Origin of the sequence: Actinomycetospora succinea (assembly GCF_004363095.1) — a bacterium.
Taxonomy (GTDB): Bacteria; Actinomycetota; Actinomycetes; order Mycobacteriales; family Pseudonocardiaceae; genus Actinomycetospora; species Actinomycetospora succinea.
Genome location: NZ_SNYO01000007.1, coordinates 26,527 through 40,122, shown reverse-complemented (window position 1 = coordinate 40,122; position 13,596 = coordinate 26,527). Strand labels below are relative to the sequence as shown.

Annotated in this window: 9 protein-coding genes; 3 read left to right on the top strand and 6 right to left on the bottom strand. The window is 77.9% G+C overall.

Translation table 11 applies throughout. The features are described 5' to 3' along the window. Window positions 1-11: 11 nt before the first annotated feature. Both EV188_RS21705 and EV188_RS21700 read right to left on the bottom strand, forming a co-directional pair. Window positions 12-386 (bottom strand): hypothetical protein, encoded by a 375-nt coding sequence (locus EV188_RS21705; protein ID WP_133828411.1) that lies wholly within the window; start codon window positions 384-386, stop codon window positions 12-14. Window positions 387-483: 97 nt separating this feature from the next. Next, complete coding sequence (locus EV188_RS21700; RefSeq protein WP_208114330.1) at window positions 484-3,345, bottom strand: ATP-binding protein; 2,862 nt, start codon at window positions 3,343-3,345, stop codon at window positions 484-486. 86 nt (window positions 3,346-3,431) lie between these two features. Here EV188_RS21700 and EV188_RS21695 point away from each other — a divergent pair, with 86 nt between their 5' ends. Together EV188_RS21695 and EV188_RS21690 are read left to right on the top strand one after the other, a co-directional pair. Then, window positions 3,432-3,890 (top strand): MarR family winged helix-turn-helix transcriptional regulator, encoded by a 459-nt coding sequence (locus EV188_RS21695; protein WP_166660011.1) that lies wholly within the window; start codon window positions 3,432-3,434, stop codon window positions 3,888-3,890. Beyond that, window positions 3,887-6,514: a PEP/pyruvate-binding domain-containing protein gene (locus EV188_RS21690; protein ID WP_133828408.1), complete on the top strand. Its 2,628-nt coding sequence runs from the start codon at window positions 3,887-3,889 to the stop codon at window positions 6,512-6,514. Before EV188_RS21695 ends, EV188_RS21690 begins: the two co-directional genes overlap by 4 nt. Before the next feature lie 22 nt (window positions 6,515-6,536). Here EV188_RS21690 and EV188_RS21685 read toward each other — a convergent pair whose 3' ends face one another. Both EV188_RS21685 and EV188_RS21680 read right to left on the bottom strand, forming a co-directional pair. Then, complete coding sequence (locus EV188_RS21685; RefSeq protein ID WP_133828407.1) at window positions 6,537-7,619, bottom strand: class I SAM-dependent methyltransferase; 1,083 nt, start codon at window positions 7,617-7,619, stop codon at window positions 6,537-6,539. Window positions 7,620-7,671: 52 nt separating this feature from the next. Beyond that, window positions 7,672-8,706, bottom strand: coding sequence for a class I SAM-dependent methyltransferase (locus EV188_RS21680; protein ID WP_133828406.1), 1,035 nt, complete (start codon window positions 8,704-8,706; stop codon window positions 7,672-7,674). Window positions 8,707-8,829: 123 nt separating this feature from the next. Here EV188_RS21680 and EV188_RS21675 point away from each other — a divergent pair, with 123 nt between their 5' ends. Continuing rightward, window positions 8,830-11,658: an ATP-binding protein gene (locus EV188_RS21675; RefSeq protein WP_166660010.1), complete on the top strand. Its 2,829-nt coding sequence runs from the start codon at window positions 8,830-8,832 to the stop codon at window positions 11,656-11,658. Here EV188_RS21675 and EV188_RS21670 read toward each other — a convergent pair. Continuing rightward, window positions 11,624-12,808 (bottom strand): MFS transporter, encoded by a 1,185-nt coding sequence (locus EV188_RS21670; RefSeq protein WP_133828404.1) that lies wholly within the window; start codon window positions 12,806-12,808, stop codon window positions 11,624-11,626. The genes EV188_RS21675 and EV188_RS21670 overlap by 35 nt on opposite strands. Continuing rightward, window positions 12,805-13,584: a PIG-L deacetylase family protein gene (locus tag EV188_RS21665; RefSeq protein ID WP_133828403.1), complete on the bottom strand. Its 780-nt coding sequence runs from the start codon at window positions 13,582-13,584 to the stop codon at window positions 12,805-12,807. Before EV188_RS21665 ends, EV188_RS21670 begins: the two co-directional genes overlap by 4 nt. Between the last annotated feature and the right edge of the window lie 12 nt (window positions 13,585-13,596).

The following is a 13,596-nucleotide window of genomic DNA, read 5'->3' as shown; positions in this document are numbered from 1 at the left end:
GTAACCGGACCTCAGTCGTCGACGGGGCCGTCGTCGACGGGGCCGTCGTCGTCCCGGTCGTCGAGGTCGTCGTCACCGGGACCGTCGTCGTCACGGTCATCCCGGTCGTCGTCATCGCGGTCGTCGAGGTCGTCGCGGTCGAGAACGCCGTCGTTGTCGTCGTCATCGTCGTCGCGGTCGAGGCGCCCGTCGTCGTCATCGTCGTCGTCGTCCACGGGCGCGACCGGGGCGGCGGGGATCGGCAGGGCCGGGCCGGACGACGAGCCCGGCACGGCGGGCACGGACACGGCGACGGGGACGGGCGCGCCGTCGGTCGCCGCGCAGCCGGTGAGGGCCAGCGCGCCGCCGAGGGTGGCGAGGACGAGCAGGGAGCGGGTGCGGGTCATGCGGGCCTCCGGGGTCTCGCGCGGGCGTCCCTCGCCCGGCAGACACCAGCGTCGGCGGCGCCCGTGAGGTCCCCGGGAGACCGTGATGAGGGCCCTCTCATCGCTCCCGGAGGGCCTCGCGGGCCAGGTCGACGAGGCCTTCGTCGTCGCGGGCGGCCCCGCGGCGTGCGGCGCGCGCGAGGACGTCGTCGCCGAGTCGGGCGGCCAGCGACTCGCGGAGGGTGGCGAGGCGCGCCGCGTCCGGACCGAACAGCGGGCCCCCGGAGCGCCGCGCGGCCAGGCCGCCGAGGAGCTCCGCGGCGAGCTCGTCGCGCCGGTCCTCGGCGAGGAGCTCGGCGACGCCCCGCAGGCCGACCCACTGGTGGGTGCGGTTGCCGGTGCCGCGCCAGTGCTCCAGCGACGCCAGCGCGGAGCGTGCCGCAGCGGCGGTGTCCCTGGCGCGGGCGCGCAGCGAGGTGACGGTGACCAGGGCGACCCCGAGCGCGTACTGCTCGCCGACGTCCCGGGCGAGGCGCACCGCCTCCTCCATCCGCTCGAGGGCACCCGCCGGGTCGCGGTCGGCGCGGACCTCGCCGGCGAGGTAGGCGATCCAGGGCGCGAGCAGGGGGTCGCCGATCCCCCGGACGGTGGCCGCGAGCGCGTCCGCCTCCGCCTCCGCCGCGGCGACGTCCCCGCCGTAGGCGGCCGCCAGCAGGCGCGAGCCGACGGCGAGGAGCCCGACACGGTCGCCCGCCGCGGCGAGTCGCTCGGCCTCGGCCGCTGCCCGCGCGCACTCCGGGACGCGCCCGGCGAAGAGGTCCAGCTCGGCCTGCAGGTAGGCGAGGACCGCCGCGGCGCGATCGCCGGGCGCGACCACCGCCCGACCGGCGGCGACGTGCGCCCCGGCACCCTCCAGGTCGCCCGCGAACCGCGCCCCGCCCGCCGCCACGGCGTGCACCGCCGCGTGCGCCGGGCCGAGGTCCGCGCCGGACGTCAGCAGCGCGTCCGCCCAGGCGAAGATCTCCGGGGTCATCCGGACCTCGGCGACGTCGACCAGCCGGGCCGTGATCGCCGCCGCGTGCGCCGGGTCGTGCTCGGTGCTCCACGCGACGGCCGCCCGGACCTCGTCCCACTCCGCCGTCACGGCCGCGAGCCGCCGCGCGGCGTCCGGACCGGCCAGGGCGCCCTCCCGTTCGAGGAACGCCAGCACGTGGTCGGCGTGCCGCCGCCGGGTCGCCTCCGACCCGCCGGCCTCGCCGAGCCGCTCGCGGGCGTAGGCGCGGACGGTCTCGAGCAGGGCGTAGCGCGACGGCCCGCCGCGGGCGTGGTCGACGGACGCGGTGACCAGCGACTTGTCGACGAGGTCGGCGAGCACCCCGTCGAGGTCGGGATCGTCGGCGACGGCCCGCGCGGCGGGCAGGGTGACGCTGCCGGCGAAGACGGCCAGCCTGCACAGCACGTCGCGTTCGCGCTCGGAGAGCAGGCGGTAGGACCAGTCGACGACCGCGTGCAGGGTCCGGTGCCGGAGGTCGGCGCCGCGGTGGGGGCTGCGCAGGAAGCGACGCTGGCCGGGGAGGTCGGCGGCGAGCTCGGCGGGTGAGAGCACGCGCATCCGGGCGGCGGCGAGCTCGAGGGCGAGCGGGAGGCGGTCGAGGAGCCGGCACACCTCGGTGACCGCGTCCCGGTTGCCGTCGGACAGCACGAAGGCGGGGTCGGCGGCGGCCGCCCGTTCGACGAAGAGCGCGACCGCGGCCTCCTCGGCCAGCGGCGGCACGGGACGCACGCGCTCGCCGGGCACGCCGAGCGGCTCGCGGCTGGTGGCGAGCACGGCGACCGTCGGGCACGCGGCGCCCACGTCGGCGACCAGCGCGGCCACGGCGTCGACGACGTGCTCGGCGTTGTCGAGCACCAGCAGCAGGCGCCGGCCGCGCAGGACGGCGAGGACATCGGTGCCCGCGGCGCCGGGCGCGCCGACCGCCGCCACCACGGCCGGGGCGACCTCGGTGCCCGCGGTGACGGTCGCGAGCTCGGTGACGACGACCCCGTCCGCGAACGCCCCGCCGACCGCCGCCGCCACGTGCCGCGCGAGCGTCGTCTTCCCGACCCCGCCGGGCCCGACGAGGGTCACCGGACCGTCCCCGATCGCGGCCGTGATCCCGGCGAGCGCGGTGTCGCGGCCGAGCAGCGCGGGCCCCGGCGGTGGAACGAACGCGCCGTTCGCTGCTTCTAGGGCAACGAACGGCGCGTTCGCTGCAACCTCGGGGGCCGGTGCGCCCGCCAGCACCCGGGCCTCGAGCCGGCGCATCTCCGGTCCCGGGTCGAGGCCCAGCTCGTCGGCGAGCAGGCGGCGGTGGGCCGCGACGGCGGCGAGGGCGTCGCCCGCCCGGCCGGCACGGTGCAGCGCCTCGACCAGGAGCTCGCGCCGGCGCTCGCGGAACGGCGCCGCGGCCACCAGCTCCTCGAGGCGCGCGACGGCGTCGCCGGGGCGGCCGAGGTCGAGGTCGGCCTGCGCGCGGGCGTCCTCGAGGTCGGCGCGCAGCTCGTCGAGGCGGGCGGCGACCGGCCGGAACGGGTCCTCGTCGGCGAACTCCGCGAACGCCGGGCCGCGCCACAGCGCGAGGGCCTCGTCGAGGAGATCGACGCCGCCCCCGGACCGGGAACGATCCCGCAGCACCACCGCCGCCGTCGCGTCGAGCCCGTCGGGCGGCAGGTCGAGCACGTAGCCGGGCGGCTCGGTCCGCAGCACCCCGTCCCCGAGCACCCGCCGGGCCCGCGCGACCGCGCTGTGCAGGGCGGCCTCGCCGTGCGCGGGCGGGTCGTCGGGCCACACGTGCGCGACGAGGCGGTCGACGGCGACCACCCGCCCGGGCTCGAGGGCCAGGACGGCGAGCAGCCGGCGCACGCGCGCGGAGCGGACCGGGGCGTCGCCGACCGCGATCGCGCCGAGCACCCGCACCAGGGCCATCACGCCCCCCTCCACCTGCGGCGGGAGCGTAGCGCCGCTTGACAGCCTGCCGACCCGATGCTTGCATGACTGCATACATTGCAGAGTTGCAAGGAAACGAGATGGACGAGCGGGAACGCCTGGCGGCCAGCTTCGGCGACATGCGGCGCGCGATGATCCCCGCGTTCCTGCTCGACCTGCTCGACGCCGTCGAGGGTGGTGACGAGCTCTCGCTGACCCAGCTCGCGACGCTCTACGTCCTCGACGCCGGCGAGCCGGTGTCCCTCGGCGCCCTCGCCGAACGGGTCGGGCGGTCGCACTCGGCGACCAGCCGGCTCGTCGACGCCCTCGTGCGCCGCGGCCTGGTCGAGCGCCAGGAGCACCCCACCGACCGGCGGGTCCGCCGGGTCGCGATCAGCAAGGACGGCCAGGGCCTGCTGCGCCGCCTCGAACGCACCCGGGCCGACGCCCAGCTCGAGATCATGAACCGCCTCGCCCCCGCGGACCGGGCCCTGGTGGGACGCGCGATGGCCCTGCTGGGCGACGCCGCCGCGCAGCGGCAGGAGACGAGGCCGTCATGACCGCACTGGTGCTGTCCCTCGACGCGATCGACCCCGACGACCCGGCGACGCTCGGGCGGGTCGGCGGCAAGGGGGCCAACCTCGCGGCCCTCGTGCGCGCCGGCCTCCCGGTCCCCGGCGGCGTCTGCGTCACCACGGAGGCCTACCGGCGCGCGGTCGGCGCGGCGCTCGACGGGCTGCTCGACACCGATACCGAGGTCCTGGGCGAGAAGGCCCGCGCCGCCGTGCTCGCCGTCCCGGTCCCCGCCGACGTCGCCGACGCCGTGCGCGCCGCGTGCCCCGACGGCCCGGTCGCCGTGCGCTCGTCGGCCACGGCCGAGGACCTGCCCGACGCCAGCTTCGCGGGCCAGCAGGACACCGAGCTCAACGTCGTCGGCGCCGACGCGGTCCTCGAGGCCGTCCGACGCTGCTGGGCGTCGCTCTGGACCGACCGGGCGGTCGCCTACCGCGGCGCCCAGGGCATCGACCACGGTGCCGTCGCCCTCGCCGTCGTGGTCCAGCGGATGGTCGACGCGCGGTGGGCCGGCGTCCTGTTCACCGCGAACCCGGTCACCGGGCGGCGCGGGCAGTCGGTGATCGACGCGGCGCCGGGGCTGGGCGAGTCCGTGGTCTCCGGGTCGGTCGATCCCGAGCACCTCATCGTCGACCCCGACGGCACGATCGCGCAGCGCCGGGCCGGGGTGGGCGGGTCGGTCGTGCTCGCGCGGGCCGGCGGGGGCACCGAGTCCGTCGCCCGCACCGACGCCGCCGCGCTGGACGCCGGGCACGTCCGGGCGCTCACCGACCTCGGCCGCCGCGCCGAGGCGCTGTTCGGGGCGCCGCAGGACACCGAGTGGGCGATCGACGGCGACGGCACGGCCTGGCTGACGCAGTCGCGGCCGATCACCACGCTCTACCCGCTCGTCCCGGGCCGCCCGGGGCTGCGGATGTTCCTGTCCGCGAACGTCGCGCAGGGCGTGTTCCGCCCGTTCACCCCGGCCGGGCTCTCCGCGGCCCGCCACCTCGCGACGGGGGTCGCGCGCCTGCTCGGGACGCCGGTCGACGACCCCGAGCAGGGCCCGCCGATGGTGTCCGAGGCCGGCGAGCGGGTGTTCGTCGACCTCACCGACGTGCTGCGCAGCCGCGTCGGGCGCGCCGGCGTCCGCGGCGTGCTCGGGGTGATGGAGCGGCGCTCGGCCGAGGTCATCGCCACGCAGCTCGACCGGCCCGAGCTGTCGGTGACGCGGCGCTCGCCGCTGCCGGCGCTGCGCCGCGTCGGCCGCGTGGCCCTGCGCTACCGCATCCCGCTCCACGTCCTCGGCGCCTGGATCCGACCTGCACGGGCCCGCGAGCGGGCGTACACGCTGGTCAGGGACGCGGAGCGGACGCTGCCGTGCCCGGCGGGCGCGAGCCGCGCGGAGCGCCTCGACCGGGCGCGGTGGATGCTCTCCGACGGGTTCGCGCCGATGGCGCCGCGGATCGCGCCGGCCCCGGCCGCCGGGTTCCTCGCGCTCGGGCTCGCCGCGAAGGTGCTCGGCGACCGCGCGCGGCCCGGCGAGCTCGGCACGGTGCTGCGCGGGCTGCCGCACAACGTCACCACCGAGATGGACCTGGCCCTCTGGGACCTCGCCGTCCGCCTGCGTGACGACCCGGCGGCGGTCGCCGCGCTGACCCGGGGCGACCGCCCGCCCGGCCTCGACGCCTTCCTCGCTGAGCACGGCCGGCGCGCGGTCGCCGAGATCGACCTCGGCCTGCCGCGGTGGTCCGAGGACCCGGCGTACCTGCTCGGCGTGCTGGCCAACTACGTGCGCCTCGACGACCCCGCGCGCACCCCGGACGCCGTGTTCGCCCGCAGCGCCGCCGAGGCCGAGACGACGATCAGCACCCTCGCCGGGCGCGCCGGTGGCCTGCGCGGGCGGGTCGTGGCGTTCGCGCTGCACCGCGCCCGCGCGCTCGTCGGGCTGCGCGAGCTGCCGAAGTACTGGCTGGTCACGGTGCTCGGCGCCGCCCGGGCCGAGGTCGCCGCAGTAGGCGCCGAGCTGGCCGCCGCCGGGCACCTCGAGGACGCCGGCGACGTCTTCTTCCTCAGCCTCACCGAGGCCGGCGAGGACCTCGACCGCCGCGCCCTGGTTACGCAGAGAAGAGCCACCTACGAGCGGGAACTGCGCCGCCGCCACGTCCCCCGCCTCGTGCTCTCCGACGGCACCGAGCCCGAGGCGCTGGCCGACCCGGCGCCCGCCGAGGACGGCGCGCTGACCGGCGTCCCGGCGTCGGCGGGCACGGTCACCGGCAAGGTCCGGGTGATCACCGACCCGCAGGGCGCCCACCTCGACCCCGGGGACGTCCTGGTCTGCCCCTCGACCGACCCCGGCTGGACGCCGCTGTTTCTCACCGCCGGCGGGCTGGTGATGGAGATGGGCGGGTCGAACTCGCACGGCGCCGTCGTCGCCCGCGAGTACGGGCTGCCCGCCGTCGTGGGTGTGCGCGACGCCGTCGCCCGCCTGGCCGACGTGGCGTGGGTGCGCGTGGACGGCACCAGCGGACGAGTGGAACCTCGACGCGGATCCGGGTCCGGCGCGGGAGCTGACGTCGGCCACCAGCCCGCGGCGCCGCGCGTCGGCACGTCACGCGACGGAGGAGCGTGAGGTGCCGAACCGGCTTGCCGCGTCAGCGCAGTCGGTAGAACCGGAAGATCTCGTGGTCCAGCTCGTCGAGGACCTCGACGCCGCCGAACCCCGCGTCGCGCGCGTATCCCTCGAGCGTGTCCCGGCGCATCACGGTGCCGGTGCCCACCGAGCCGGGCGTGGACAGCCCGTCGGGCAGGCAGCACATCAGCGAGAAGCCGTAGAACAGCCGCTCGACCTCGTCGCCGTCGGGCGCGAACGCGTCGGCGACCTTCTCGTCCATGAGCAGCACCGTGCCGCCCGGCGCCACGGCCCGGCGCATCGCGGCGAGGACGCCGACGGGGTCGGGCATGTCGTGCACGCACTCGAACGCGCAGACGAGGTCGTAGGCGCCGGCCTCGGCGGTCTCGATCCCGGCGTGGTGGACGGTCACCCGGTCTCCGACGCCGTCCTCCGCGGCGTGCCGGCGGGCGGCGTCGACCGAGGCGGCGTCGACGTCGAACCCGTCGACCGTGGCGGACGGGTAGGCGCGGGCGATGCCGATCGCCGACCACCCCTCGCCGAGCCCGACGTCGGCGACGCGGCCGCCCGCGCGCAGGGCCCGGTCGACGTCGCCGAGCAGCGGCAGGTGGTCGCGGCACAGCGCGTCGCGCAGCAGCGGGCGGTTCTGCGCCGCCTGGCCCTCCCGCGCGTCGTCGCCGAACGTCTCCCAGCTGACCCCGCCGCCGGTGCGGTAGGCCTCGAGCAGGTCGTCGACGCGGCGCAGGGTCGCGACGAGGATGCGCGCGAACGGCGTCAGGACGTCCTCGCTGTCGAGGTCGGCGAGCACCGGGACGTGCGCGTCCGGGATCGTGAAGCGCCGGGCGTCGGGCGCGGCGCCCGGGTCGTCGACGGTGAGCATGCCGCTCACCGCCTGGTGCTCCAGCCACTCCCGCGCGTACCGGGCCGCGGTCCCGGTGCGCGCGGCGAACTCCGGCGCCGTGGCCGGCCCCTCCTCGGCGAGCGACCGGTACCAGCCGAGCCGGTCGCCGAGGTAGAGCGCGGCGCTCTGTTCCATCCCGAGGATCCAGCCGAAGACGGTCTCGGCGCAGTTCTCGGTGGTGCGGGCGTTCTCCAGTGTGGTCATGGCGACGACGGTGACGGCGGGCCCTGTCCGACCGCTGCCGTCCCGCTGTCACCTAGGGCCGTACCTCGTAGACCAGGTTGAACGCCGTCTCCGCGGCCCGGCGGAAGCGCGTGAACCCCGCGGTGGTGACCACGTCACGGATGGCGACCTCCCCGGCCTGGGCGCCGAGCGCGTAGCCGCCCGGCTGCGAGAGCCCGTTCGGCACGCAGAGGAACGTCGAGGCCGCGTAGTAGAGCCGGCCGACGGGGTTGAGGGTCTCCTCGACGGTGTCGCCGGCATAGGGCTCCACGAGCAGCCACGTCCCGTCCGGGTCCAGCGCGCCGAGCACCTGTCGGGCCGCGCCGACGGGGTCGCCCATGTCGTGCAGGCAGTCGAACGTCGTCACCAGGTCGTAGCCGGTGCCGGTGAACCCCTGGGCGGAGGCCACGCGGTCGCCCACCCCGGCGTCCGCGGCCTTCTTGCGGGCCAGCGCGATCGACTCGTCGTGGTAGTCCGAGCCGGTCACGGTGCTGCGCGGGAACGCCTCGGCCATCAGCACCGAGGTGGTGCCCAGGCCGCAGCCGACGTCGGCGACCCGCGCGCCGTCGCGCAGCTTGCCGGCGACCCCGTCGAGCGCGGGGATCCAGTGCGGCACCAGCTCGGCGACGTAGCCGGGCCGGAAGAACGCGTCGCACCCGACGAACACGTCCTCGTCGTGGTCGCGCCAGGGCATGCCCTCGCCGGTCCGGAACGCCTCCGCGATCCGCGGCTCCGCCTTCAGGTAGCCCAGCCCGATCCGGAAGATCGCCGACACGTTCGGTCCCTCCGGGTCGGCGAGGCAGAACGCCTGCTCCTCGGTCAGCGAGAACTCGCCGGTCGTCGCGTCGTACGTGACGTAGCCGCCGGCGGCCTGCCCCCGCAGCCACTCGGCGAGGTACCGCCGTGCGCACCCCGTGCGCTCGGCCAGCACCTCGGGCGTCGCCGGTCCGCGGGCCAGCTCGCGGTACAGCCCCAGCCGGCCGCCGATCACCACCTGTCCCGCGGACCCCGTCGCCCCCATGTCCGTGACGACCTGCCCGAGGAACGCCATCACCTTGTCCTGGTCCATCCCGGCCTCCTGACCGTCCCGCCGGCTCCTCGCCGGCACCGCCGACGGTCGGTGCGGGCGCTGACAAGCCGCTGTCCGCGCGCTGACAGCGGTCCTATGCTCGGTGCGCCCGGGATGCGAGGGATGAGCGTGGACGTCGAGTTCGGCGTGCTCGGGCCCGTCGAGGTCCGGCACCGTGGAGCCGCCGTCGCCCTCGGAGGCGTCCGGCCACGCACCGTGCTCGCGCTGTTGCTCTGCGCCGACGGCCACCCGGTCGGCGACGAACGACTGATCGACGCCCTCTGGGGCGACGACCCGCCCGACCGGGCCCGCGCCCGCTTGCACACCACGGTGTCCCGGCTCCGCGCGTCCCTCGGCGACGTCGGTGCCCGGCTGCGGCGCGAGCCCGCCGGCTACCGGCTGGTCGTCGAGCCCGGTGAGCTGGACCTGCACCGGGCCGAGCACCTGCTCCACCGTGCCCGCGCCGCGCGGGGCGCCACCGAGGCGAGCGAGCTGCTCCGCGAGGCGCTCGCGTGCTGGCGCGGTCCCGGGCTGGCGGACCTCGCCGACCTCCCCGGCACCGAGGCGAGCGGTCTCGCCGCCGACCGCGTCCGCTTCGACGCCCTGGCCCACACGGTGCGCGCCGAGCTCCTCGACGCCGAGCTCGCCGCGGGCCACCACCACGAGGTGCTCCCCGACGCGGAGCGCGCCGCGGCCGCCGACCCGCTGCGCGAGCGGCCGCACCTGCAGCTCGCCACCGCGCTGTCCCGCGCGGGACGCAGCGTCGACGCGCTCGCCGTGCTGCGCGGGTACCGCGCCCGCCTGGCCGACGAGGCCGGGCTCGACCCGAGCACGGAGCTCGGGACCCTGGAGGCGGCCGTGCTCGCGCAGCAGGAGGAGGCCCCGCCCCGCGCGCCCCCGTCGCGGAGCCCGACGGCGACCCTGCACGGCCGCGACGCCGAGCTCGCCGAGACCCGGCGCCTGCTCGGCCTCGCCCGGGTCGTGACGCTGGTCGGGGCCGGCGGGGTCGGCAAGACACGCGTGGCGCGGGCCGCGGCGGCCGCGGAGGCCGGGCGGACCGTCGCGGTGTGCGAGCTCGACGGCGTCCCCGAGGCCGGTGCCGTGGCGTGCGCCGTCGCCGACGCGCTGGGCTTCCCGTCGCTGGACGCGGCGGGCCAGGCCCTGGGGAGCGCGGACCGGCTGCTCCTGCTCGACGACTGCGAGCACCTGCTCGACGCCGCCGCGGACGCCGTCGCCCGGCTCCTGGCGTCGTGCCCGGGCGTCACCGTGCTCGCCACCAGCCGCGAGGCGCTGGGGCTGCCCGAGGAGCACGTCCTCGCCCTCGGCACCCTGGCGCTCCCCGACAGCGACGACCCCGCCTCGGTGCGCCGGAGCCCGGCTGCCCGGCTGCTCGCCGAGCGCGCGGAGGCCTGCGGGGCCCGCCTCGACCTGGACGCCGACGCCGCCGCCGTGGCCACCCTGTGCCGGCGCCTCGACGGGCTCCCGCTCGCCCTCGAGCTCGCCGCCGTCCGCCTGCGCAGCCTCACGCCCGAGGAGGTCCTCGAGCACCTCGACCGGCGCCTGCGCCTGCTGCGGCGCACCGGGACCTCCGGGCCCGCCCGGCACCGCAGCCTCGACGCCGCCGTCGCCTGGTCCCACGACCGGCTGCCCGACCCGACCCGGCGCTTCTTCGCCCGCCTCGGGGTGTTCGCGGGCCGCTTCACCGCCGACCACGCCCACGCGGTGGCCGGCGACGACGACCTGCTGGCCACCGTCGACCACCTCGACCGCCTGGTCGCGGCGTCGATGATCACGGTGCACCAGCGGGCGGGCCGCACCTGGTACGCGCTCCTGGCCACGATCCGGCGCTTCGCCCGCGACCGGCTGGAGGAGCGGGGCGAGCTCCAGGCCGTCCGCGACCGCTGGGTCGACTCGGTCCTCGCCGCCGCCGTCGACGCCCGCGACCGCATGGTCCACGCCTGGCCCGTGGACCTGCTGGTGACCCTGCAGAACCTGCACACCGACGTCGCGGACGCGCTGCGCTGGTGCGTCGCGCACGACGAGGGCCCCGACCGCGCGCTGCCGCTGTTCGTGCCCATGTGCAGCGTCCTGAAGAACCGCAGCGCGATGCCGGTCGCCGAGCTCGGCGACGTCGTGCTGCGGCGCTGGCCGGACTCCTCCGGGCGCTCCCGCGCCGAGGCGGCCGCCGCGGCCGCGGTCGCCCACGTGCTGCGGGGCTCGGCCGAGCGCGGCGCGGCGCTGGCGCACGAGGCGCTCGCCGGGTCGTCGCCGCTGGCCGGGGTGAACGCCCGGCGTGCGCTGTTCTTCCGGGCGCGGATGACCGGCCGGGACGACGACGCGCTGCGCTGGGCCGAGGAGGCCCTCGAGGTCGCCGCCGCGCACGCCATGACGCCGTGGCACAACGAGCTGCTGACGTTCCGCGCGATCGCCCTGGCCGCGACGGGACGCCTCCGCGAGGCCCTCGAACAGGTCGAGGCGGCCCACCGCGCGGCACCGGCGCTCGGCAGCCCGGCCCTGGTGGCGTGGGCGGGCGCGGTCCGCGGGTGCCTGCTCGCGGCGGACGACCCGCGGGCCGGGCGCGCGGCGTCGGACGGCGCGGCGCGGGCGTGCGAGGAGGTCGACTACCCCATCGGGGCCGGCGTCAGCCGCCGCACGCTCGGCGCGCTGGCGCTGCGCGACGGCGCACTGGACGAGGCCCGCGACCACCTGCGCCGCGCCCTCGACGCCTACTCCGGCCTGGGGTACGCCTCCGAGGTGGCGCTGAGCCTGCGGTGGCTCGCCCGCCTGGCCCACGTCTCCGACCGGCCGGGACCCGCCGACCTCCTCTACCGCGCCGGGGGCGCCGCGCGCGGCGACGTCGTCGAGGACGTCCTGCGCCCCACCGACCCCGATCGGCCGGCGGGACCGCCGCCCCCGCTCACCGAGGCGCTCGCGCTGGCCCGCTCGCTGTGACCCCGGCGCACAGGAACACCGCGCACCCCGCGACACCGCAGGCCACCGCCACCGCGATCCCCGCCGTCGGGCTCCCGGCCGCGTCGGCGGCGAGGCCCGCCACCGCCGGACCGAGCAGCCCGCCGGCCGCCGCCGCGAGGTGCATGACCCCGAGCCGCAGCCCGAAGTCGGCCACACCGAAGAGCTCCGCGGCCGCCGCGCCGCTCACCCCGACGTAGGCGCCGTGCGCGCCCCCGAACACGACGGCGAACGCGGCGAGCCCCGCCATCCGGCCGTCCGCGAGCAGCCAGCCGGCCACGCTCACGGTCAGCCCGACCGCGCCCACCCGGCACACCGGCCACGCGCCCCACCGGGCGACGGCCGGCACGGCCGCGAGGCGCGCGAGCAGGCTCGCCGCCCCCGCCACGGCGACCAGCATGGCACCGGTCGCGAGGCCGACCCCGCGCATCGTCGCGAACGAGGCCAGGTGCACGAACGGCACGAACATCGCCGCACAGACGCCGACGGCACCGAGCACGAAGCGCCGGAAGGCCGGTTCGGCCAGCACGGTGCGCAGACCCGTGGCGCCCGCCGTCGCGTCCTGGCGCCCGCTCGGCACCGCCGGCACGCAGGCGCCGACGACGACTGCGGCCACCACCGCGAGCACCACCGCCGCGCCGCGGACCCCGAGCGCGCCGACGAGCGCGACCGTCGCCGGCGGGGTGACGACGGTCGCGAGCCCCGCGCCCGCCGAGGCGACCACGAGTGCCGCCGCGCGATGACGCTCGATCACCGCGGCGACCGCGGTCTGCAGGGGCACGAACAGGCATCCCGCGCCGCCGCCGACCCCGAGGGCGAACCCTGCGGCCGCCACCGGGAACGACCCGGCGACGGCGAGCACGAGCAGGCCTGCCGGGATCGCCGCGGCGGCGAGCACGACGAGCGGCCGCGCCCCGTGGCGCTGGCTCCACGGGCCGGTGACGACGCCGAGCCCGAGCGTCGCCGCGAGGGTCGCCGCCAGCATCACGGCGACGGCGCCGCGCGCGACCCCGAACTCCGCGGCCACCGGCCCCACGAGCGGACCGGTGCCGGTGGCGAGGCCGAGGCCCACGCCGGTGGCGGCCACCGTAACCGCCAGCAGCCGGCCCGGGCCCGCCGTCGCGGTCCTCACGACCGACCCGCCGGGCGGAAGTACTCGCCGGCGACGGAGTCCTCGTAGCGCGCGGACCCGAGCGCCGCCTCGAGCGACGCCGTCTGGGTCGACTGGGCGCGCAGCGCGGCGACCTTGCGCGCGAGGACGTCGCCGCCGAGCTCGAGCTCGACCGCCAGGTGCTCGGACGGGACGGGCGCGAACGCGTCGTCGCCGTCGTCCATGGGCTCGACGAACTCGCCGAACCGCTCGACCCAGCGGGCGGTGACGCAGGCGTGCAGCACGCGTGGCGACGCGCCGGCGAGCTGCCGCACGGCCCGGTCGGTCCACGCCGACACCGCGCGGTGATCGCCGTGCCCGGTGAGCCCGTCGGGCCCGAACGTCAGGACGGTGTCCGGGGCGACGTCGGCGAGGACGCCCGCGAGCTCGTCGACGGTGTCCGCGCCGGGGTCGCCGCGCAGGGATCCGTCGAGGTGACAGCGGCCGCGGGCGTCGCCGAGGAAGCGGTGCTCGACGGCGTCGTGCAGCGCGGCCATGCTGTCGACGATCTCCTGGGACCGCCGCGCGGCGAGCCGTGCGGGCGGCCAGGTGCCCGGGTCGTCGGTGCCGTGCTCGCCGCGGGTGGCGGTCACGACGACGACCCGCTGACCGCGCGCCGCGGCGGCCGCCATGAGCCCGCCGGACAGGTACACCTCGTCGTCGGGATGCGCCCAGACGCCGACGATCGTGCCGAGCCGGTGCACGGCGTCGACGGTGCGGACGACGGGGTCGGTGCGGGTGCTCGTCGTGATGGTCATGGCGCTCTCCTC

Bases quoted from the DNA above. Each gene is read 5' to 3' on its own strand.
- EV188_RS21705 (WP_133828411.1), bottom strand. From the start codon at position 386: ATGACCCGCACCCGCTCCCTGCTCGTCCTCGCCACCCTCGGCGGCGCG.
- EV188_RS21695 (WP_166660011.1), top strand. From the start codon at position 3,432: ATGGACGAGCGGGAACGCCTGGCGGCCAGCTTCGGCGACATGCGGCGC.
- EV188_RS21690 (WP_133828408.1), top strand. From the start codon at position 3,887: ATGACCGCACTGGTGCTGTCCCTCGACGCGATCGACCCCGACGACCCG.
- EV188_RS21685 (WP_133828407.1), bottom strand. From the start codon at position 7,619: ATGACCACACTGGAGAACGCCCGCACCACCGAGAACTGCGCCGAGACC.
- EV188_RS21680 (WP_133828406.1), bottom strand. From the start codon at position 8,706: ATGGACCAGGACAAGGTGATGGCGTTCCTCGGGCAGGTCGTCACGGAC.
- EV188_RS21675 (WP_166660010.1), top strand. From the start codon at position 8,830: ATGAGCGTGGACGTCGAGTTCGGCGTGCTCGGGCCCGTCGAGGTCCGG.
- EV188_RS21665 (WP_133828403.1), bottom strand. From the start codon at position 13,584: ATGACCATCACGACGAGCACCCGCACCGACCCCGTCGTCCGCACCGTC.